Origin of the sequence: Chryseobacterium sp. S90 (genome assembly GCF_047444895.1) — a bacterium.
Lineage (GTDB): Bacteria > Bacteroidota > Bacteroidia > Flavobacteriales > Weeksellaceae > Chryseobacterium.
In genome coordinates, this window is the sequence record NZ_JBLGCX010000001.1 from 911,816 (window position 1) to 934,383 (window position 22,568).

General features: G+C 37.3%; 21 protein-coding genes. 10 read left to right on the forward strand and 11 right to left on the reverse strand.

The window, feature by feature from the left end:
- Positions 1–209 precede the first annotated feature (209 nt).
- Both ACLMCG_RS04220 and ACLMCG_RS04225 read right to left on the reverse strand, forming a co-directional pair.
- A complete protein-coding gene (locus tag ACLMCG_RS04220; protein WP_413958906.1) occupies positions 210–1,976 on the reverse strand; it encodes a S41 family peptidase in 1,767 nt (588 codons plus the stop codon).
- Positions 1,977–2,047: 71 nt separating this feature from the next.
- Positions 2,048–2,551 carry a DinB family protein gene (locus ACLMCG_RS04225; RefSeq protein ID WP_413958907.1) on the reverse strand — a complete coding sequence of 168 codons (504 nt, stop codon included), beginning with the start codon at positions 2,549–2,551 and terminating at the stop codon, positions 2,048–2,050.
- Positions 2,552–2,721: 170 nt separating this feature from the next.
- Here ACLMCG_RS04225 and ACLMCG_RS04230 point away from each other — a divergent pair, with 170 nt between their 5' ends.
- From ACLMCG_RS04230 to ACLMCG_RS04240, 3 genes are all read left to right on the forward strand, one after another.
- Entirely contained in the window at positions 2,722–3,855 is a 1,134-nt protein-coding gene (locus ACLMCG_RS04230; RefSeq protein ID WP_413958908.1) for a tetratricopeptide repeat protein, read from the forward strand.
- Between the two features lie 87 nt (positions 3,856–3,942).
- Complete coding sequence (locus tag ACLMCG_RS04235) at positions 3,943–4,278, forward strand: nuclear transport factor 2 family protein (protein ID WP_413958909.1); 336 nt, start codon at positions 3,943–3,945, stop codon at positions 4,276–4,278.
- 136 nt (positions 4,279–4,414) lie between these two features.
- Positions 4,415–4,756, forward strand: a complete 342-nt coding sequence (locus ACLMCG_RS04240) for a YciI family protein (protein ID WP_413958910.1) — start codon at positions 4,415–4,417, stop codon at positions 4,754–4,756.
- On the opposite strand, the gene ACLMCG_RS04245 is transcribed toward ACLMCG_RS04240, so the two are convergent.
- From ACLMCG_RS04245 to ACLMCG_RS04260, 4 genes are all read right to left on the reverse strand, one after another.
- A complete protein-coding gene (locus ACLMCG_RS04245; RefSeq protein ID WP_413958911.1) occupies positions 4,753–5,316 on the reverse strand; it encodes a DUF6624 domain-containing protein in 564 nt (187 codons plus the stop codon). The two genes, ACLMCG_RS04240 and ACLMCG_RS04245, sit on opposite strands and share 4 nt — an antisense overlap.
- A gap of 62 nt (positions 5,317–5,378) precedes the next feature.
- A complete protein-coding gene (locus ACLMCG_RS04250; protein ID WP_413958912.1) occupies positions 5,379–5,933 on the reverse strand; it encodes an AAA family ATPase in 555 nt (184 codons plus the stop codon).
- Between the two features lie 62 nt (positions 5,934–5,995).
- Positions 5,996–6,991 (reverse strand): MsnO8 family LLM class oxidoreductase, encoded by a 996-nt coding sequence (locus ACLMCG_RS04255; protein ID WP_413958913.1) that lies wholly within the window; start codon positions 6,989–6,991, stop codon positions 5,996–5,998.
- Between the two features lie 51 nt (positions 6,992–7,042).
- Positions 7,043–7,399: a winged helix-turn-helix transcriptional regulator gene (locus ACLMCG_RS04260; protein ID WP_149388811.1), complete on the reverse strand. Its 357-nt coding sequence runs from the start codon at positions 7,397–7,399 to the stop codon at positions 7,043–7,045.
- A gap of 108 nt (positions 7,400–7,507) precedes the next feature.
- Between ACLMCG_RS04260 and ACLMCG_RS04265 the strand changes: the two genes are divergently transcribed.
- Positions 7,508–8,650 (forward strand): MFS transporter, encoded by a 1,143-nt coding sequence (locus ACLMCG_RS04265; RefSeq protein ID WP_413958914.1) that lies wholly within the window; start codon positions 7,508–7,510, stop codon positions 8,648–8,650.
- A gap of 437 nt (positions 8,651–9,087) precedes the next feature.
- Here ACLMCG_RS04265 and ACLMCG_RS04270 read toward each other — a convergent pair whose 3' ends face one another.
- Positions 9,088–10,389, reverse strand: coding sequence for an Ig-like domain-containing protein (locus ACLMCG_RS04270; protein ID WP_413958915.1), 1,302 nt, complete (start codon positions 10,387–10,389; stop codon positions 9,088–9,090).
- 235 nt (positions 10,390–10,624) lie between these two features.
- Between ACLMCG_RS04270 and ACLMCG_RS04275 the strand changes: the two genes are divergently transcribed.
- The 5 genes from ACLMCG_RS04275 (at position 10,625) to ACLMCG_RS04295 (ending at position 17,023) form a co-directional block, all read left to right on the forward strand.
- Positions 10,625–11,506: a cupin-like domain-containing protein gene (locus ACLMCG_RS04275; protein ID WP_149831655.1), complete on the forward strand. Its 882-nt coding sequence runs from the start codon at positions 10,625–10,627 to the stop codon at positions 11,504–11,506.
- 136 nt (positions 11,507–11,642) lie between these two features.
- Entirely contained in the window at positions 11,643–12,356 is a 714-nt protein-coding gene (locus ACLMCG_RS04280) for a hypothetical protein (RefSeq protein ID WP_413958916.1), read from the forward strand.
- Between the two features lie 63 nt (positions 12,357–12,419).
- Positions 12,420–12,962 carry a TetR/AcrR family transcriptional regulator gene (locus tag ACLMCG_RS04285; RefSeq protein ID WP_413958917.1) on the forward strand — a complete coding sequence of 181 codons (543 nt, stop codon included), beginning with the start codon at positions 12,420–12,422 and terminating at the stop codon, positions 12,960–12,962.
- Positions 12,963–13,171: 209 nt separating this feature from the next.
- Positions 13,172–15,982 carry a TonB-dependent receptor gene (locus ACLMCG_RS04290; RefSeq protein WP_413958918.1) on the forward strand — a complete coding sequence of 937 codons (2,811 nt, stop codon included), beginning with the start codon at positions 13,172–13,174 and terminating at the stop codon, positions 15,980–15,982.
- Positions 15,983–15,988: 6 nt separating this feature from the next.
- Positions 15,989–17,023 (forward strand): phytase, encoded by a 1,035-nt coding sequence (locus ACLMCG_RS04295; RefSeq protein WP_413958919.1) that lies wholly within the window; start codon positions 15,989–15,991, stop codon positions 17,021–17,023.
- A 132-nt stretch (positions 17,024–17,155) separates the two neighbouring features.
- Here ACLMCG_RS04295 and ACLMCG_RS04300 read toward each other — a convergent pair whose 3' ends face one another.
- Positions 17,156–19,405, reverse strand: a complete 2,250-nt coding sequence (locus ACLMCG_RS04300) for an ATP-binding cassette domain-containing protein (protein WP_413958920.1) — start codon at positions 19,403–19,405, stop codon at positions 17,156–17,158.
- Between the two features lie 51 nt (positions 19,406–19,456).
- On the opposite strand from ACLMCG_RS04300, the gene ACLMCG_RS04305 reads away from it, so the two are divergent.
- Positions 19,457–19,879, forward strand: a complete 423-nt coding sequence (locus ACLMCG_RS04305) for a MarR family winged helix-turn-helix transcriptional regulator (protein WP_413958921.1) — start codon at positions 19,457–19,459, stop codon at positions 19,877–19,879.
- Positions 19,880–19,889: 10 nt separating this feature from the next.
- Here ACLMCG_RS04305 and ACLMCG_RS04310 read toward each other — a convergent pair whose 3' ends face one another.
- From ACLMCG_RS04310 to ACLMCG_RS04320, 3 genes are all read right to left on the reverse strand, one after another.
- Positions 19,890–20,612 carry a sterol desaturase family protein gene (locus ACLMCG_RS04310; RefSeq protein WP_413958922.1) on the reverse strand — a complete coding sequence of 241 codons (723 nt, stop codon included), beginning with the start codon at positions 20,610–20,612 and terminating at the stop codon, positions 19,890–19,892.
- A gap of 78 nt (positions 20,613–20,690) precedes the next feature.
- The gene (locus ACLMCG_RS04315) at positions 20,691–20,960 is read right to left on the reverse strand and encodes a hypothetical protein (protein WP_047422568.1); all 270 of its coding nucleotides are present in this window, start codon (positions 20,958–20,960) and stop codon (positions 20,691–20,693) included.
- Positions 20,961–21,224: 264 nt separating this feature from the next.
- The gene (locus ACLMCG_RS04320; protein ID WP_413958923.1) at positions 21,225–22,565 is read right to left on the reverse strand and encodes a S41 family peptidase; all 1,341 of its coding nucleotides are present in this window, start codon (positions 22,563–22,565) and stop codon (positions 21,225–21,227) included.
- Between the last annotated feature and the right edge of the window lie 3 nt (positions 22,566–22,568).

Consider the following 22,568-nt stretch of genomic DNA (forward strand, 5'->3'; position numbering starts at 1 on the left):
TTCCATTAATAACTCCAAAACAAATGATAAAAAAATAGAAATAAATAACTCTTAATCAAATGGATATTTAACATTTTTTAATAAATAAAAACAATAAATTTATCACTTAAAATAGAAATAAACTAAAATAACTCTGAAACTCAGCAACAAAAAAACCAGCTGTAAATAATGAATTTACGGCTGGTTTTTATATTAAAAATGAAATAGTTTTACTGTTTTCTAACTTCAGATACTTTTTTCAGATAAACATCAGTCTGATCCAGAAATTCCTGATCGGTCTGCTGTATCTGAATGTGAGGAATAATTCCCTGACCTTTTTTCTGATCGGGAAGATTCTGGGCATCCTGAATGACATGCACAATAGAGAAACCGGCCTGAATCCCGGTATTGGGAAGTTCATATACCAGCGGAAGGTGGCCGTTATGCTCATAGTATCCTCCCACTGTTTCTTTTCCGATCACAATGGCACTGGTATAAGATTTTATCAGCGAGGCCAAGTGTGAAGCTGCAGAAGCAACCCGTTGGTCGGCAAGCAGATAAAGCTGTCCTTTAAAAGTTCTGTCATTAGGCATTATAGAAGGATTTTTATCATCAGCCCAGTAATATTTCCCCTGAACGGCTTTAGGATATAATGATTTCAGGTAAGCATTCAAACCGGTTTTATCTGTTACTCCATTCGACAGAAAAAGGGAAGTAATCACCAGCTTTTCTTCCATAGGCACTTCATTAAAGTTGGTGTAAGCATAGTGGCTGTCACGGAAAGGTCTTTGTGTAAGATAAGAAAATACTTTTTCATAAAGAGCTCCTGTACCTCCGGTATTTCCTCTGAGATCGATGATCAGGTTTTCTATTTTTTCACGTTCAAGGGTGTCCATCATCTGGTCAAGAAAAGCGCTGAATTTTTTATAGGCCGGATCGTCTTTTCCGGTTGCAAAATCAAATCCTCTTAAAGATAAACGATAGATGCCATCTGCTTCTTTATTTAAGCTGTATTTTTCAGACAGCAGTTTTTTGTCAAAAGCAAGCGAATATCTTGAATCCTGAAGTTTTTTAAAGTTTTCCAGCGATATTCCCGGCAGTGAAACTTCTTTTACAGTTCCGTTCCATTTGTAGCTGATGACATAGCTTTTATGGGTTCCGAATTCGATGTAAAATTTATCCAGCATTCCTCTTTCAAAACCTGTTGTTTCTTTGTAAGGAGCTGAATATCCATCAGAAAAATAATATCGGGAAAAGCGGCTGATCATCTCTTTTGCAGGAACTCCGTTGATGGAAAGAATTTCAGCACCGAGAGGCAATACATTGTCTTTTGAATCCTGAAGCAGACGACCGTCAATATTCTTGAGTGTAATGGGTAAATATTCCGGTTTCTGTGTGAGATAGTAAGAAGCATGATTGGGAAGATCTGTATAGTTATGGCAGCTTCCCTCAAATCCGGTAACCTTTGCAATTATTTTATAAAAATCAAAAATATCCTTACTGTTTCTGGCTTCTTCCTCAGCCTGTTGGTAAATACTGTCAATTTGCTTTCTTGTTCTGTACACATACAGTCCGGAGTTTGCTTTTTCCCTTATAGAGCGGAATGTGTGAAGGTCTTCTATTAATTGATCAGAGGTGAACTGACCATTCAGGACAGGTACATTTTTGGATTCTGTAATGGAAACTTTGGCCGTTTTACTTTTTTCAACATAAGATTTGGCCCAGATTTTAAATTCATATTTTTTTCCTTTTTCCGGCGTAAAGTAGAAGCGTTCAACACTCTTTATACCTCTGGAATCATCCTGTTCTTTTACCTTTTTTCCATCCATAAACAAGGCAACTCCAAGATTGGCATCTACGGACTGTACCGAGATCCAGGAAGGTTTATGGGATTGGGGAGAATATTTTAAGGTATCTCCAGGTTTGAGATCTGAATGAGTCTGTGCATAGGCACTGTTTAAAAATAGTAAAAGAGGAATGATAAAAGGTCTGGCCATTATAATTTTTTGAATGGGCTAATATACAAATTAACCTAAACGGTTAAAACTCTTCAAAACCTCTTTTCAACTCATAATTTCACACTCAGCTCCTGAACTTCTTCGGCAGAAAAGCCGTAGATCTGTGGGGTTTTTACATCCAGAAGATTGAGATAAATGTATAATTCTGCCCTGTGGTGAATCTCGTGTTCTATCATTGCGCGGAGCCATTTCCAGACAGAGATTTCACTGTTGGCCGGAGTCAGGCATTTACGGGTAAGATCTTCATCGGAAAGGCTATTGATAATTTCCAGCGTTTGTCTGTGCATTTCATTGAAAAATTTCACGGTATTTTCATAGCCGTCAGCCAGTTCTTTTCCACATCCCGGATAAGCACTTTTCTTTCCCATAATGGTTTCTCCATACATATACCTTTCTATAGTGGCAATATGTCTTATCTGATCGCCAATGGTAAACTTTCCTGGTTTATAGGTGAAATCTATATGTTCAGGCGGAACTACTGCAATAATACGGTTGGTTCTTTCCCTTATTTTCTCATAATAATCAATGAATGATTGTACTGTTTTTATTTCCATATTTATTGTTTTGTCTGATCTGTTTTTGCAGGATGAATATAAGGAATCTAATGACAGAAGTTTTTGGTTTTATTATAAATTATTCATAAAAATTAAAAAAATCCCCAATAAGTGATAGTAAAATTTGGCAGCTTACTAAATATCCAATATTTTAGTTAAAAATAACCATGATGAGAAAAGGAATTTGCTTGTGCATCATTCTATTGGGCTTTAACAGTCTCACTGCTCAGTCTGCAAAAATTGACACTGAAAAGCTTCTTGAATATTATGAAACACAGCGTTATGCCGATGCTGCAAAATATCTCCAAAGCATATATCCCGGAGATACAGAGGACATAAAAGCTCTTTCGCAAATAGCCTACTGTAATATGATGGCCGGAAAGCTACCGGAAGCAGAAAAAAATTATCTGAAAATCAACACCATCCAACCCAATAATCTTCCCACTTTATTTAGTCTGGCCAGTATCAATTCCAGGCGAGGGAATGCTGCTAATGCCAAAACCTATCTTCAACAGATTGTTCAACTGGATAGTGTTAATTTCAATGCTTATAAACAGCTTGCCACTTATGCAGATACTCCTGAAACCAAACTGAGCTACCTCAAAAAAGCCAACTCTCTTAACATTACAGATCCCGATGTAGCCTATGATCTTTCTCTGACCTACAGTGGCCTGAAACAATATCAGCCTGCCTATGATGTTTTGAAATCAGCTATTGCTTCTGACCCTGAAAATTTCACTTTGCAACAGGCGTTATTACCTGTTGCCAATCAACTCGCCAAATATCCGGAAGTCATTGAAATTGGTGAAAAACTTCTGAAAAATCATGCTGATGTGAATGTAATAAATGATATGGGGCAGGCTTATTTTTATGTAAAAGATTATCAGAAATGCGTCAGTATATATAAAATGCTGGAAGATATGGGAGTACAAAATGAAGGGACATTATATTTCATGGCTTTAAGCTATCGTGAACTGAAAGATTATAATAACGCTGCGATCTATGCCCAAAAGACTATTGATGAGGCCATTTCAGATCACACCACACTATATTATGCCGCATTGGCAGGCATTTATGAAGCTAAAAACCAGTACAATGATGCGGTGACAGCTTATAAAAGAGGATTAACTTTTGGGAACAGTAATATTATTTATTACCGCTTAGGCCTTTTGTATGATCTGAATCTGAAACAGCCTAAGAATGCGGCCACCTACTATCAGATGTACCTTAAAAACCATCCGGATCAGGAAAAGGAAAAAGACCAGATTGCGTATGCAAAAGGAAGGATACCTGTTTTAAAATAGTGTAAAATGGAGTCATTTTGTGATTATAGTCACAAGTGAAACACTCAGCGAACTGCTAATTTTGTACTCAACAATAAAAACAATATTATGGACAATACAACCCAAAATGTGGCGGAACAGTTTATTCAATATTTAAATGAGGAAAGTTTTGACAGAGCGGAAAGCTGTCTTGCTCCTGATTTTAAATTTATAGGCGTATTAGGAAAAAGAGAAGGTGCATCTGTTTACATCAAAGATATGAAGCAGATGAAGTTTAAGTATGAAATTCTGAAATCTTTTACATCTGGTGAAGATGTATGTTTCTGGTATATTATTGATATGGGAGAAAAATCGACAGAAGCTTCCGGATGGTACCAGATTAAAGATGGAAAGATTCATACCTTAAAAGTACTGTTTGACCCCAGACCTTTATTGGATCAATAAAAAATGTTGAAAATCCGGGAAATACTGCATCTGATTATATTACATTTGAGCAAAAACTAAAGGGAGATTAAAAATAAAATTAAAACTCTGTCCCTATTCTCATGTCTTAATCGTTATTTAAATAAAGAATCCGATTATGAAAGAATTTGCGTTAATTTTCAGACTGAAAGACGTTTCTGATTTTAAGCCTTCCCCGGAACAGATCCAGGAGCGCCTGAACTGGCTGGGAAGCATTGCTGCACAAAACAAACTTGTAGATAAGGGAAATACTCTCTTGCCCGCACCGGGAGCTGCAAAAACGGTAAGACCGGATCATATTGTAACGGATGGTCCTTATACCGAAATCAAGGAATTCATCAGCGGGTATATTATTGTACGGGCAGAATCCATTGATGAGGCCGTAGAAATGGCTAAAGGAAATCCTATCTTTAAAATAGGTGGGAATATTGAGGTTCGTGAAATTTTAAAGATCAATTAAATCCAGCCTACTTTTTTCCTCCAAACCGTATATTCAACATTTTTATCATCTATTTCCGGAATGTCTTCAGGTTCCGGAATTTTGTTGATTTCTGCCTCAGAGAACGCAGGAAGGTTTACTTTTTCCCGTTCTTTGTTTAAATTTTCTTTGTTTTCTACGGGATAGATCTTTCCATCAGCGGTAAGCTGTGTTCCATATTTTTGAGGCTTGCTTTGAAAGAACTGAATCCGGTCGTGTAAATAAGCTTTATGGATCGGATTAATATCACTGCTGTTTTCTTCCATCATGGTACAGCATTTTTTCATAAACTCTGGCTCTCCAATAGCGTGCTGGATAATCAGCCATGCAGCATTGCTTCCTTTTTCACCGACTTTTGAGAGGGTTGGAAATCCGATTTCAGCTATAATTTCCCTAAGCCTTTGGGCATTCGCTTTATGAACCTTTTCCATTTCAGGATGGTAACCTCCGGAAAGCTTTCCTGCTGCGAGCAGTTCTTCTCTTACAGTCAGATCTTTGTCGGCCAGTTCGATCAGTTCTTTTTCAAATGGGAAATTGTCCATACTATAATAAATGATAATTGATTGTTGATAAAGGATAGTCCTCAACTTGGCCTGTTTCAGTTTTATATCAAAGCTCTGTCAAGGATAAACGCAGCCCTCATTTCTACAGTAACTTTTGGTACTTCAATGATATTGAAACCATATTCCTGATAAATTTCTTTCATGCATTCAAAAGTAAGGATGGCTTTTTCAATGCTTTGTTTTCTTTCCGGGTCATTTTCATAAATTTCTTTCCATGGGGGAAGAATAAAAACATTGTTATTATAAACCATTTCCCGGGCTTTTGTTATCATTACTTCCGGAACAGGAATATTTTCAAGCCTCATATACCCCAGCGTATCCCATATTCCACGGTCAAAGAAAACAGGTTTCAAATGGATCGATTGATTGAGTTTCCGGTAGGTTTTTACCGACTCTTCAAACATCAGTTTAGCAAAAAGTTCTTTGTTCAGCCAGGGAAGTCCTTCTCCTCCCGACTCTATCTGTTCTTTAATAATTCTCCTGCCTTCTTCAGGAACTGCTGTCAATCCATATTGGTTTAATTCATCCAACAGCGTTGTTTTTCCGGCTCCCGGACCGCCTGTAATAATATATAATTTTGAAATATCCCGCTTCATGAGTTTGAATTATTTTTTTAATACAGCCCATGTAAAACAGAAATTTTTGTTTTCCTGCAGGCTTAGTTATTATTTTTAATGATACTTTTATAGGTATAAATACGATCTTCCTCCCGGTGCATATTACACAATATCAAAAGATTATCCGTATTGTACTTTTCTGAAACCTGTTCTAATCTCTGCTTTACAGACTGTGGTGTTTCTATGATAATTCTCTCTAAAAAGGTAAAAAATTCATCTTCATCTTTAGTTCCCAAAACCTTTTGCTCTACAGCTTCAGGAGATAGAACCGCATTAGGGCTGACTAATTGACGGGATTGTAAAAACTGGTAGGCCATTCCATAAGCATTCCGTCTGGCTTCTTCAATAGTATCAGCTACCGATACGGCAACGGCCACCTGTAAAGAAGGCTGGGAAAAATATTGGGTAGCGTCAAATTCTCTGAGATAAGCTTCCGTATTTTCCATTCCGTTCTCACTGTTCATAAAAGCAGCGAAGGAATACCCTGTCCCATGTTTAGCAGCTTCTTTTGCGGAAGTCATTCCTGATCCCAGCCACATGATTTCAGGAATATGCCGTACATGGGTAGGCTGCGCAATCAGTCCGTCATAAATTCCTTCTTCATCCCTGATCAGTTGAATGATTTCTTCTAGCTTCGTTTCCATATTTGATAAAACTACCGCTTTATGATTATTGAGCGCCATAACAGCATCTTTCAATCCTCCGGGAGCCTTTCCCAATCCGAGAATAAAACGTTCTGGATATAGAGTGGATAGCATTTTGGACCATTCTGCAATTTTATAGGCGGAATAGTTTCGCATCATAATTCCGGCGGTTCCTATTTTGATACGGCTGGTTTTACTGAGTATAATTGCTGCTAAAAGTTCAGGACTGGAACTTCCATAAGCTTCTACTCCATGATGCTCAGAATACATGATACTATGAAATCCTGTTTCTTCAGCCAGTAGGGCAAGATTGACACTATTTTCCAATGCTGAGGCTGCATTGCTGCCCATTGTTACAGGTGACTGGTCCAAGATCCCTAATTTCAGCTTCATACTATAGAATAGATTTTAGGTGAAGGTATGAAAAAAGACGATATAACTTTTTTATTCTTTAGGCGGAAAAACAATCCCTTCATCTTTGATCAGGTCGTAACCAAACTGCATAATGGTTTCGATAACCGGAATGGCTTTTTTCCCCTTCTCTGTAAGGCTGTACTCTACTTTCGGCGGTACTACGGGAAATACCTCACGATGAATCATGTCTTTAGCTTCCAGTTCACGCAGCTGGCTGGTCAGCATTTTGTCTGTGATATGAGGAATATCCTTTTTAAGCTCACTGAAACGAAGAGGTTTTTCCTGTAATCTCCATAGAACAGGCATTTTCCAGGTTCCTCCAATATGACTTAATGCAAATTCAATTGGGGTATAATAAAGTCTCTTATCGTGGAAAAATTGAGGCATAATAGTCGTTTTTTTATGTACACTTTCAAAAAGGTAAGTATAGAACTAAAGGGTAAGTATATAATTTTCTGATAGTCTATTGTGCAAATTTGCAAAAAAATAATGAAAATGAACAGAAATCTTTATGTACTGGCGCTTGGTGTTTTCGGAATTACAACCACAGAATTTGGAGTTATTGGCGTATTGCCTGAACTCGCTTCAGCGTTCCGGGTTTCCATTGAAAAAGCGGGATGGCTGCTGAGTGCTTTTGCGTTGATCGTTGCTGTTTTCGGTCCTTTTATGCTGTTGGCACTATCCTCTTTCAAAAGAAAAAGTCTGCTCATTTTTTCGTTGCTTATTTTTGTGACAGCAAATGTTCTTTCTGCATATATCACCCATTTTTATCTGCTGCTTGCTGTCAGAATGATTCCTGCATTTTTCCATCCGGTTTATTGGTCGATAGCTTTGTCTGCTGCAGGAGAAACATCAGATCCTAAAGAAAAGTCAAGGGCGGTAAGCATTATTTTTTCGGGACTTACTCTGGCCACTGTGTTGGGAGTGCCTCTGGCTGCTTTTATGTCTGATCTGTTTTCCTGGCAGTCTTCTTTTTTGCTTACCGCTTTTATCAATGCAGTGGCTTTAGCAGGTGTTTGGATCTATTTACCAGCTATTCAGAATAAAACCGAAACCTCAAAAGGTTTTCCCGGTCACATTTTTTACAATAAACACTTGTGGATCGGGCTTTTTCTTGCATTCTTCACTATTGCTGCCATGTATTCCACATATGGTTATATGGCTGATTTTTTAAAGAATATAACGCAGATGAATGGAAAACAGGTCAGCCTGATGCTTTTCTTATTTGGAACGGTAGGAATTATCGGGAATAAAATTGCGGGAAAATATATGAGCAGATTTCCGTTTCAGACGACCCTCTTATTTTTGATGTTATTATCCGGCATCCATCTGTTGATCTGGTATTACGGAAACCATTTTGCACCTATGATCTGGATTGTTGGATGCTGGGGACTGGTTCATTCCGGAGGGTTTCTGATCAGCAATATCAACGTGACCTCTTCTTCAGATTCTTCGGAGTTCATCAACAGTATTTTTACTTCTTGCGGGAATTTCGCTGTAACAGCAGGTACGCTTTTCGGAGGATTCTGGATTGCTCATTATGGCATTGAAAATATAGTATGGTCAAGCATTATAGGCTTAATTCTGGCTCTCATCATGTTGCTTATCAAAAGAAAATATACAGAGACTAAGTTTTAATACAGAAAAAATAAAACCTTCCGGATAACGAAAGGTTTGTTTATAGAAATTTAAATGATTTATTCAAGGTTTTACAGTTATCTTTTAATCCTTATGTTTTAATTTAAAGATAAATATTTTTTCAGAGATCGCTCCTTATTTCAAATCCTTATTTTTTCGTAAACGATTGTCTTTGATAATAGTTGTTATTACAAAGTAAATCAAAAGCACCAGCATATGACATCCTGATAAAACAAGCAGAAAAAACCACCAAACAAGACCTTGTCCTCCACTGCCATCATAAACTAAATGATAATATAATACTGAATTGTATAAGCAGAACAATATCATATTCATACTACCGAACTTCCAGTTGTACCTAAAGGTTAAAATAATAATCAAGAAAAAAACTATTGAAACCGTATACAAAAGCAGGTTATCATTCATGGATTCACAAACTATTTATTACTTGTTTTAAATTTCACAAGAAGCGTTTCATCCCTCAGAGGATAGCTGTCTTTAGAAGCGAAACTCTTGTTCGTAATTACAAATTCATACTCCTTACCCGGTTTCAGATCTGCTGAAAGAACCAATGTTCTGTCATTATTTTCCATTCCTATTATTTTGGTGATGGGAAAATATTCTTTTCCTTTATCGGAAAGATTGAATGAATAGCTTTTGGGAAGCATTTCTTTTGAAAAGATAATTCTTATTTCTTTTGTGTCAGCATTGACCTGTACGGAACCGTTTGCTGGTTCTGTTTTCACAACATAGGGTAAATTTTTCTCATATTCTTTGATCAGCTTTTGTTTATCAATTTTTTCATTGAAAAATTTTGATCTGGTAAGAAAATTTTCAACAGCCTTATCGTTGTCATAATTCAGCTCTATAATATCTTTTATCGCCTGTTTTTTATCTTTTGCATTCTCGTAGTAGGATTTAGAGATTTCATATCCCATATAATAGCCCAGATCGGCGCTTTCTCCCTTTTTTCTCCCATTATACAGCCAGTTTGCAAAATTACCGGTAAACATTTCTTTTTTAAACAAATCCTTCACCTCAGCAGCATGTGCTCTCCCATAGGAAAGATATTTCCTTTCCAAAGGCTTGTTCATGACCAGTTCGGCAATCAGATCACAGACACCTTCTTTGATAGATTGACTTAGAACCTTTCTGCGGTCTCCAATCTGCTGGGTATGGATATATTCATGAACATTTAAAGAGACGATATTATCCAGAGACTGATTTGCAAAAACCTCCTTTATCCAGTCATCCTGAAACTCTGAAACATCTGTAGACGGAAGCCCGGTGGCAATTTCGGCACCCACCAATACCTTATTTCCACTTACTGTTCCTCCGGAATTAAGTCCGCCTATCGTAAAATACATTTCAGCTTCTTTGAGGTCCGGATAGAGTTCCTTCAGCCTGATAATACTGGCTTCAAGCTCATTTGTTTTAGTTTTTATCGACAGGGTATTTGGCCTGATCGAGTTCAAGAATTTAGGATACTTTTCTATGATGTTTACAAACAGCGTATCATTATAATCTCTGGTTTTCATAAAGGCTTTCAGGCCTGATGTTGCTTTGTCTGTATAGAGCTTCTTAATCAGAGTCAGTTTTTGGGTATGATCGTTTGTTTTTTGAATGCTGTCATAGGCCACCCAAAAATTGTCAATATCTGAAGTAAAAATTTTAGCTGATTTTTGTGAAAAAGCACTTGCAAATACAAGCGAAAAAATAATCGAAGTGAAAGTTTTCATGGTTGTTTTTAATACCACAATGATACATACAATTATTATATTTCACAACTCTCATTTTACAGCATCAATACAGGATATTTTAAAGCTATAGAAGTTAAAAATCTGTCACAATAACTCTAAAAAATTAAACCGGAATATGTATTTTATCATTTATTTATATTAATTCCAAATAATTTTATTTCTTTCTATTTTATTGTCGTAAATATTTAATACTTTAGCTTAATAATTTGAACGAATGGGAATAATCCTTAAACCAATTGATATTGTAGATGATATTTCACAAGAAGATTTCCGTGAAAAATATCTAAAGCCATGTAAGCCAGTGGTAATCAGAAATATGGCTAGAAAATGGCCTGCCTACCAAAAGTGGACAATGGAATATATGAAAGAAGTGGTTGGCGACGTTGAAGTTCCCCTTTACGACAGTTCCAAAGCAGATCCCGCCGCTCCTATCAATACTCCGACTACGAAAATGCCTTTTCGTGACTATGTTGACCTTATTCAAAGGGAACCTACTGATCTGAGAATCTTTTTCTTTGATCCTATAAAATTTGCACCAAAACTGTTGGACGACTATGTTCCGCCAAAGAATCTGATGGGTGGATTTTTAGATAAATATCCGAGTATGTTTTTCGGAGGTAAAGGTTCTGTGACCTTCCTTCACTATGATATAGACATGCCTCATATTTTCCACACCCACTTCAACGGAAGAAAACATGTTCTTTTGTTTGAATACAAATGGAAATCAAGACTTTACAAACTTCCATATGCTACTTATGCACTGGAGGATTATGATATTGCCAATCCTGATTTTGAAAAATTTCCGGCATTGGATGGTATTGAAGGAATTGAATGTTTCCTGGAACACGGAGATACCTTATTCATGCCTACAGGATGGTGGCACTGGATGAAATATCTGGATGGGTCTTTCTCTATTTCCCTGCGTGCATGGGACAAAAGCTGGGCTGTAAAAGCACATTCTCTTTGGAATCTTGCTGTTCAGCGTAATTTTGATAATTTCATGAAAGGACGATACAAAAAAAGGTATATGGACTGGAAAGAAAGAAAAGCTGTAGAGATCGCTAATAATGCATTAAAAAGAGGCCTTCCTAAATAAAAGGAAGAATTTTATACTGATAAAAGAGGATGATTGTAATAAACCATCCTCTTTTTTTGTTTAGAGACTTTAATTTTTTAAGATATCGTGTAAAATTTAATTAAATTGCATAGTACGTTCCCTAATCTCCATGTATATGTTTGAAAAGTTAATCGATAGTTTTGAGAAGCTGTGTCTGCAGATTATTATTGAAATATTGCTGGTTCCGGTAACCATTTTCAAATTATTTCAGGATCCCCGCCGATGCTATGATCTTTCTGTACATGAGATGGAAAAGGAAGAAACCGAACGTTTTCAGGACCATCTCTCCCCTATCAAACTATCTGTTTATACGTCTGTCATCATTTCTGTACTTCTGATGGATTACGGTGGTGAACACAATATTATTTCAAAGATCAAGGGATTAAGCATGGTAGAGAAGGCATTGTTTATATTTCTGATGAATAATGTTACGGCAGTACTATTCAGTGTTGCTTTATTATGGTACAAAAAGGAGAAAGTAAACACTGTTGCTTTCCGTACCCTGCTGTTTTCTTTCATTTATACCACCGTATATACTTCTACTCCTTTTTTTATATTAATCATTTCCGCTATGTTTTTGGGACAAACCCTGAATGTAGAGTCTTATCTGGATCATCTTGGCAAAGTAAACGAGTATGGAACCCGGGATTATCTCTTTTTTATGGTCTTTCTCGTTTTTGTGATTATTGGCCTTATCGGAACCTTTAAACTTTTCAAAGCACTGCACTATATCCTGAAAAACAATTTCAGTTATCATCCTTATGTTGTATGGTTTTTCACCGTACTCTTTTTTGCCATTCAGCTTTATTATGCCAGAGGGTTTGTCTAAAATCTATCCTGCAAAACGTACCCGTCTGTTCATATTTGTTTACATTTGTGAAAATCTTTAATTATGCCCCGACCTCGAGAAAGAATACTAAGCACTGCCATGGTTTTATTCCATAGACAAGGTTATAACAATACGGGCATCAATCAGGTTATTGACGAAGCGAAAGTATCAAAAGCAAGTTTCTACCAGCATTTCAGATCCAAAGATGAGCTTTGCATTGAATTTCTTAATAAAAGATACGACTACTGGGCTTCAGAGCTTGAACAATTTACATCAGAAGCAAAAACAGTACAGGAAAAAACCCTGAAATCATTTGATTTTCTGATTGATATGAATGAAAGGGAAGACTTCAGAGGATGCAGCTTTCTGAATATTTTATCTGAAATTCCTGCTGATAAAGAAGAGATTCACAAGGTAATCCGGCATCATAAAAGTAAGCTGAGAGAATGCTTCAATGAAGATATCCAAAATGATATTGCAGCAGCTCATATTTACCTTCTTTTTGAAAGCTCGATACTCACCAGCCAACTTTACAGATCTAATGAATTAATCGAAAAGTCTAAAATTATCGTGCAGGAGATACTTAATCTTCACATTAAACAATAATTTTAAGTTTTGGCTAAAGCCAATAGAATTATTTACAATTTGTATGGCGGGCTAAAGCCCACCCCTATTGAATTTTAATAACAACATCTTTTTCTTTTATCTTTTATCTTCCTATATTAACAATTCTTAAGAAACACTTAATTTTCTCTTCAACACTTTCCCCAAACAGTCGTTTAATTTTGTTGTGATTTTTATCTAAAAAAGGAAAAGTGAAGAAAATTTTTACATCTGTTTTATTTTGTGCCTCTATTTTTTTCTATGCGCAAACCGGATCTCTTTCCGGAAACATTAATGACGACTCGAAAATTGCCCTGCCGGGAGCTAAAATCTCTTTGAGTCCTGGGAATATTTATACAACCTCAGATGAGCATGGAAACTTTGTTTTCCTGAATGTTCCTCCGGGAAGTTATACTATGAAAATTGATTATCTTGGGTATGGTGTTCATGAATACAACGTAACAGTTGAAAGTGAGAAAAATACCCGTCAGAATATTATTTTCGACAAAAAAGAAAACTCTATTGCTGCAATTGTAGTCTCTGGAGCTACTTTAAAAAACCAGGCAAGAGCTTTAAATAAGCAAAAAAACAACGCCAATATTACCAATGTCATTTCTTCTGATCAGATCGGGCGTTTTCCTGATGCCAATATCGGGGATGCTTTGAAGCGTGTTCCGGGAGTTACCATACAGAATGATCAGGGAGAGGCCAGAAATCTTATTATCAGAGGACTAGCTCCCAACCTTAATTCTGTTACCCTGAATGGGGACAGAATTCCTTCTGCTGAAGGAGATAACCGTAACGTCCAGATGGACCTGATCCCTTCTGATATGATCTCCACGATTGAGGTGAATAAAACCTTGACTCCGGATATGGATGCTGATGCGATAGGAGGTTCCGTAAACCTTATTACCAGGGCTTCCCCGAACGGACAAAGGATTTCTGCAACGGTTGCCGGAGGATACAATCCGATCCGTGAAAAAGGAAATTATACCGCAGGATTTGTATATGGAAACCGATTTTTAGATAAAAAACTAGGGGCTGTATTCAGTTTCTCTTATAACAACAACAATTTTGGATCTGATAATATAGAGCCGGTGTGGAGCCAGGCGAACGATCTTGCACAGACCGTTTATGTAAGTAAAATGGGAGTTCGTTATTATAATGAACACCGTATCAGACATAGTTTTGATCTTAATATGGATTATGAATTCAATTCCAAAAATAAGATCTATGCTTCAGCCATGTATAATTTCAGAAATGATAAAGAAACCAGATTTGCATTGGGTTATAAAATAAAACCTGTCTACAATGCTGATGAAACCGAGATTACAGACTGGAAAGGAAGCATCACAAGACAAAATAAAGGCGGTGATTCTGATAATGACAATACCCGTCTTGAGAAACAGAAAGTTCAGAACTATGCTTTGAGAGGGGAACATTTATTAGGTTCTAAAGTAGATCTGGACTGGTCGGTAAACTATGCCATTGCAAGCGAAGATAAGCCTCATCAGCGTTATATTGAGTTTGAAAACAGCAAAATGAATTTCTCTCCTGACCTTAGTAATCCTGAAAAACCGATGTTCAATCTCCTTGCTGCAGATAATTTAGGAAGTTACAAGTTGAGTGACCTTTCGGATGCCAATAACTTTACACAGGAAAAAGAATTGGGCGCAAAAGTGAATGTACGTTTTCCATTTTCTGTAATTGATGACCAGAAAGGGCGTCTTCGTACCGGTTTCCGTATGCGTCTGAAGAAAAAAGAAAGAGAAAATGATTTCTACGCTTTTACGCCTGTGAACACTATGGGAAGCCTTTTATCTGTGCCAACGATAAATCTTGACGGTCAGAACTTCCAGCCGGGAAATTATGTTCCGGGAACATTTGTTGACCCTTCTTTCCTTGGAGGGCTGGATTTATTCAATCCAACTTTGTTTAATGGTAAATTAAAGCCTGAGAAATATCTTTCAAGCAATTACAATGCGAAAGAGCAGATCTATGCAGGTTATATCCGTTGGGATCAGGATTTCAATGATCAATTATCCATGATCGTTGGAGCACGTATTGAAACTACCAATATTGATTACACCGGAAACTATGTAATGAATGAAAAGAATCTTGTAGGACAAATTAATAATACGAATACGTATACGAACGTACTTCCGAATATTTCCTTCAAATATGTTCCGATCCAGGATCTTGTGCTTCGTGCCGCATTTACCACAGCTCTTGCCCGCCCGAATTATTATTCATTGGTTCCTTATCTTAATGTTATTTCAGAAGATGAGATCGTAGCTGCCGGAAACCCGAACTTAAAAGCAACCTATGCGTATAATTTTGATTTTATGGCAGAAAAGTACTTTAAGTCTGTAGGGATACTTTCCGGAGGTATTTTTTATAAAAACCTGAATAACTTTATTTACACGTATTCCCAAAGAAATTATACGGCAAATGATTTCGCAAATGATTTTGCAGGACAATCCAACCCAATTCCTGCAGGGGAAAGCAACTGGAAATTTACCCAGCAGCGTAATGGTGATAATGTAGATATTTATGGTTTTGAAGTAGCTTTACAAAGACAGCTTGACTTCATCCCTGGAGCTTTCTGGAAGGGTCTTGGAGTGTATGTAAACTATACTTACACCAAATCCAAAGCAAAAGGAATCACCAATGAAGAAGGCATTGAAAGAACAGATGTAGGATTCCCGGGAGCCGCTCCTCATATGTTCAACGGATCTCTTTCCTGGGAAAACAAACGTTTTTCAGCCAGAGTTTCTATGAACTATGCGTCTCATTATATTGATGAACTGGGAGGAAAAGCCTTTGACGACCGTTATTATGACAAACAGTTTTTCCTTGATGCCAATGCTTCCTACAAAATTACAAGCCAGCTCAGAGTTTTTGCAGAAGCCAATAATCTGACCAATCAGCCGTTAAGATATTACCAAGGAATCCAGAGCAGAACCGCCCAGGCTGAATATTACAGACCAAGGTTTACAATGGGGGTGAAATTTGATTTTTAAATACATATGAAAAACATACATTATATACTGGCTCTTTCAGTTCTTCCTTTTGTGATGAACTGTACAGGGCAGAAAGAGTTAGCAGAAAAATTAAAACCCACAGTTATCACAGAAACAGTGGTTCATGATACGGATGATCCCGCCATATGGATCAATCCACAGGATACCTCAAAAAGTATCATCATCGGAACTGATAAAGATACCAACGGAGGATTATATGCTTTTGACCTTAACGGAAAAATCATCAATAAGGTTTTGGGATTGAAACGTCCCAACAACGTTGATCTGGAATATGGTTTTATGCTGAATGGTAAAAAAACAGATATTGCTGCCGTAACGGAAAGGGAAACCAACAAAGTAAAGTTATATACGCTTCCTGACCTGAAAGAAATCGGAGAAATCTCTGTATTTGACGGAGAATCTGAACGTGGCCCAATGGGAGTTTCTCTCTATAAAAATCCGCAGACAGAAGAAATATTTGTCATTGTGGGAAGAAAATCAGGTCCGGCTGACGGCTACCTTTGGCAATATAAACTGATTGAAAAGAATGGCGTCATTACAGGAGAAGTTGTTCGTAAATTCGGGAAGTACAGCGGACTGAAAGAGATTGAAAGCATCGCTGTAGATGATGAAATGGGATATATCTATTACTCTGATGAACAGTTTGGCGTTCACAAATATTATGCAGATCCGGAGAAAGGAAATGAAGAATTATCCGTTTTCGGGAAAGGCGATTTTAAATCTGATGTGGAAGGAATTTCCATCTACCCTACTGCTAAAGGAAAAGGATATATTCTGGTTTCCAATCAGCAGAATGACACCTTCAATGTTTATCTGAGAGAAGACCAATCAAAGGGAAGAATTGCCGAAATTCCTGTTTCTACTTTGGAAAGTGACGGTTCAGAGGTAACGAATGTTAATTTAGGTCCAAAATTTCCTAAAGGTGTTTTCGTTGCGATGAGTAATGGCAGAGTATTTCACTTTTACGATTGGAGAATGGTTGAGAAAGCCATTAAGTCTGCTGTGAAATCCGCTAAATAAAATTAACCTTTCAACCATTAAAGCTGATAAGGTTTTAAGAGTATTAAGCTGAGCTACACTGTCATTGCGAACCAAAGGTGAAGCAATCTCATGGGTTGAGTTCAACTTAATACTCTTCATTTTTCATTCCTTTTACTGAATATGCTTCTTCAGAAACTCCGCGGTGAATGATATTTTGTTTTTCAACAGCTCCGGCGGAGTGCCTTCAAACAATACTTTTCCACCAAATTTTCCGGCACCTGGCCCCATATCAATAATCCAGTCTGCCTGTGAAATAATATCCAGATTGTGTTCTATAACAATCAGCGTATTATTCTGATCTACAAGACCATTAAAAAAAGTCAGGAGTTTTTGGGTATCACTTGGATGCAGACCTGTACTCGGTTCATCAAGAATAATGATCTGATTGGTATTTTTCAACTCTCTTGTCAGTTTCAGGCGCTGTCTTTCACCTCCTGAAAAGCTATCAAGTCTTTGTCCAAGAGTCAAATAATCAAGCCCTAATTGTATCAGCAGGTCAAAATTTTTGAGAACAGGTTCTTCTTTAAAGAAAGAGACTGCTTCGGAAACGGTCATATTCATCACTTCCACAATCGTTTTTCCACTGTATGTGTATTGCAGCACATAAGGATCAAATCCCGAACCTCCACAAACTTCACAAGGCTGCTCAATATCATCCATAAAAGCAAGATCAATCTTTTCTATTCCCAATCCTTTACAGTTTTTACAGGCTCCTTCACTATTTCTGCTGAACAGCTTATCTGAAACATGATTAGATTGTGCAAAAAGCTTACGCACAATATCTGATATTCCCAGATATGTAAGCAAGTTAGAACGGGCACTTGCGGCGAACAAAGATTGGTCAATAATGGTCACATCAGGATAAAGCTCGGGCAGAATACGATTAATCAGAGTACTTTTGCCAGATCCTGCCACTCCCGTTACGACTGTCATTACTCCGGTTGGGATATTTACAGTTATATTTTTAAGATTATACCTGTTGGCATTTTTAATTTCCAGATAACCATCAGGCTTTCTGAATTTTTGTTTTATAAAAGGTTTCCTTGCAAAATAAGATCCTGTTTTGCCGGTTGAAGTCTTTAAGTTTTTAAATGTTCCCTCATAGACCACTTCTCCCCCGTTTCTTCCTGAGCCTGGGCCTATATCAATAATATGATCTGCCATTTTTATCAGGTCCGGATCATGCTCTACAATTAAGACAGAATTTCCCTTATCCCTGATCTGCTGTATGATCGTGATAATATTTTGCAAATCTTTTGGATGAAGACCAATACTGGGCTCATCAAATATATATAAAAGATCTATCAGACTGTTTCCCAGACTCCGCACCATTTTTATACGCTGTGATTCTCCTCCGGAAAGGGTGTTGGTACTCCTGTCAAGAGTCAGATACTGCAATCCGATGGTCATAATATTCTGTAGTTTTGCCGAAAGTTCTTTGATAACGACTTCATATTGCTTTGAATCCAACGAAGTAATGAACTCAAGCAGTTCATCCACAGAAAGAGCCATACAATCTGCAATACTTTTATCTTCGATCTTACAGGACAGTATTTTTTCATTCAACCGTTTTCCCTCACATAACGGGCAGGTTTTTGTGATCACAATATTCTTCAGGGCATCTTTTCTTGTAATGTTTTCTTTGGAATCTTTTTTCAGGAACGCTTTTTCTATTCTTGGAACAATTCCTTCATATTTTACAGTTTTTCCCCATTCTTTATTGGGATGCCTGGGCTTATGTTCCGGTGCATACAGCAACATTTCCCATTCTTTATCGGTAAAATCTTTGAGCTTTTTATCATTATCAAAATAGCCGGACAAAGTATATCTTGTTAAACGCCACCCACCCGGCTGGAAGGTGGGAAAACGGATGGCTCCTTCATCTAAAGATTTTCCACGATCAATTAAAGCATTCACGTCCAGGGTCTGAACAAAACCCAATCCCTCACATTCCGGGCACATTCCCTGCGGATGATTAAATGAAAAAACGTTTGAATATCCTACAAAAGGTTCTCCCATTCTCGAAAATAACAACCTTAAGGAAGCAGATACATCAGCTGCCGTTCCCACCGTAGATCTGGCATTTCCTCCTAGCCGCTTCTGATTGATGATGATAGGAACATTCAGATTTTCAATTTTATCCACATCAGGCAGGCCATAATGCTGCAGACGGTTTCTGATAAAACTGTTCTGGGTCTCATTAATCTGTCTCTGAGCCTCAGCTCCAATGGTTTCAAAAACCAATGAAGATTTCCCGGATCCTGATACTCCCGTAAAAACCACGATCTTGTATTTTGGAATTTTTATGGAAACATTTCTGAGATTATTTTGCCGGGCGTTCGTAATTTCTATATTTTCCATATTTAAATTGCTTAACTTTGTTAATAATTAACTAAGTTAAGTATATTTATCATGAAACACATTGAAAAAGAGTTTTTTAACACATTCACAAATTTCCAATGCCTTATTCTGGCGCATATGAACCGGGGAAATATTAATGGAGTTACTGCTGCCCATTATAATATCATTGAATTTATTTTAAGAAAAGAAACAGCCACAGGAAGGGAAATATCAGCAGCATTTAACATCAGCCAGGCAGCCATCTCGAAGCAGCTGAAATTTCTGATCAGCAATGATTTGATCCTTAAGAAACAGGAGGAAACAGATCACAGGAAATACAATCTTTCAGTAACGGATAAGGGAAGGTTTATTATAGAAAATTCAGAAACTTTCCGCAAAAACATTACCAAACAGACGGCTTCTATACTGACTTCTAAAGAATTGGAAAATTTTAATTACCTGCTAAGCAAAGTGCTGAATCATGTAAAATTATAATATCCTTCTCTTACTTATAGGTCCCAAATATCCTGTCCCAGATAGAAGTATAAAATCCAAAGTTTTTGCTTTCGTCCAGATGATGCTGATTATGAAATCTTGTTGTTCCTACGAATAAACGGTCAAATGAGGCCGGAAAAAATTCCCTGTTCAGATGTCCAATGGTTCCCCAGATAAGGTTGAGCAAAAGATAGACGGAAATAGAAATTACAGAGAAATCATAACCGATAAGTAAAACGAGCATCATTAATCCAAACCCTATTGTTTCAAAAGGATGGAGGACAAAAAGGCTCAGAAAATTGGTACTTACATGCTCGTGGTGCTTTCTATGCAGAATTTTGTAGATCAAAGGCAAGTGGGCTCCGTAATGAAAGAAATACATCAGAAGATCCATCAAAAGAAGCAAAGCAATGATTTCTGCTGTTATCCCAACTACCGATTGAGTTTCTCCAAGCACAATCCATCCGTTTTTCCATAAGAAAGCTCCCAGCAACATGACGAAGCTGTTACAGATGATGGTAAAAAGGCTGAGGTAGAAATCGGATCTTGTAACAGGATGATTTTTTTCCTGCAGCTGACTTTTACGGCAGGTCTTTTCAATAAAAACATATAAACCTATAGAAAACAGGTACAGAAAACTGTTAATGACAAGACTGAATATCATCCATTGCGGCCAGGAAAACTGCCAGAACAGATGCAAATAACCGGAAAACTCTGCTTGATTAAAATTCATAAACCTTTCATCCTTCAGCTTGATGTTATAAAGGTATGAATTTCACAGCAAAATCAGCTGATAAAGTAGTTTCAGGTATTATTTCTGCCTTGCTTTTCTTCTGAGCTCCCGAAGCCTTACGGTAAGGTTTTTCCGTAAATCATTATGATACTGCCGGTAGTTTTTGATGCTGTTCTCCAGATTCTTTTTATTAAGTAGATATTCTTCATACAGATGACCCAGTTCTGAAATCTGTGTAACCACATCCGAAGGCTGGCTTTCAGGATCTTCTGCAGCTTCTATCAACAGACGGTAATATTCAATACGGCTGGTCAGGTTCATGTGAAGTTTCGGTTCTATTCCCTGCATGATTTTGTGATTTTATGGTGTTCCTGAATAGGTAAAAGGGCAAAAAAGATTTTATCCTTTTACTATTCGATATTATTTTTTTTATTATTAAATAAATCTTTTAATTTTTTCTTGAACCATTAAGATTGTATTAAGGTGTTAAGATTATTAAGATCAAACTTCGCTTTAACTTAAGATCAGAATGATTAACCTTAACTATACTTTATTTCTTCAAACTTCTTAATGGTTTAAAATATTTAATCCATTTCTTTCTCTATCCAAATTCTATTTTTCCATCATAACCGGAGGCACATCACTCTGATAGAGAATTGTAACGCTTCCGTTCTTTTCCTGACCTGTGGATTTGAAATAACCTCCATTAAGGGCAGAAGAAATAAGGGTTTCGTTAGGATCACCCAAAGGCAATAATGGCAGCCCGACGTATTCATTGACCATGATCTGTGGAGAAATTCCATTGCTGTATTCTCCGGCTCCGTTAGCATTAAATACTTTATAAATTACCGGATGGATCTGCCAGGAAATTTTTCTCGGTTTCCGTTTGTCTTCTACTACAAATCCGGCCATATCTTTACCTAAAGTTGTATCTCCAATTTGAATAACCTGCATATACGGCTTCAGGTTGTTGATGACAATTTCCGCTGCAGATGCTGTACTGTTGGAAGTAAGAATAAATACTTTCTGTAATCCCAGTGCATTGGCACGCAGAGTATTAAAATCAAGAGCTTTGGGATCATAAGCAATCTGTTGGGCAAATGTTCTTTTTACTTCACCTCCGTTTTTATTTCCTTTAAAAATGATGAATGGCGAACCAGATGACAGCCCTGAAGGAATCAATGAGCAAAGAGCTGCAGCAGATGATACCGAACCTCCATAGTTGTAACGGAGATCAAGAATCAGTTCCTGTACTCCGGCAGCCTTAAATTCTGCAAACTTCTGATTCAGGGTTTGTGTCATTCCATCCGGGAAATCATAGATATACAGATATCCTGCTTTTTTACCGTTTTTCTCAAAAACTTTAGATAAAACGGGCTGTTCAAAAGAAAAGCCATAGTAAACGGTAATATTTTTTTCATCGGTAACCGTTCCGTTCTGCCATTTCCCTACGGTAAGGTCCACAACGGTCTGGTCTTTAATGGATGAAGCCATTGATTCTGCATTGGCTGCTGTGATGACTTTTCCATTGATTTTGGTCATAATCATTCCCCGTTCCAGTCCTGCATTGAAGGCTGGAGAGTTTTGAAGAACCAGCTTTACGATTGTAACAACCTGATTGTTGGCAAGTTTGGCAACGGTATAATCAAAACCGTACATATTCCTTATGGAACGTGGATAGGTAGAAGAATCTTCAGTATTGACCATGAAAGAAAACCGATCCTGGGAAGACAGCAGACTTTTAAAAAAATCTTTTACGGGAAGGCGATAATCTGGTTTTGCAGGCATCTGATCTGCCCAGTAATAATACCGTTTCATACTGTCCTGAACCCAGAGATTGACAGATTCTGTACTTCCTTCCGGAAAAACAGGTGCGCTTTCGTCATTATTATTCGTACACGAAATGAACAAGACTACGATCGCAATGCATTGAAGTTTTAAAAAGTTTTTCATACG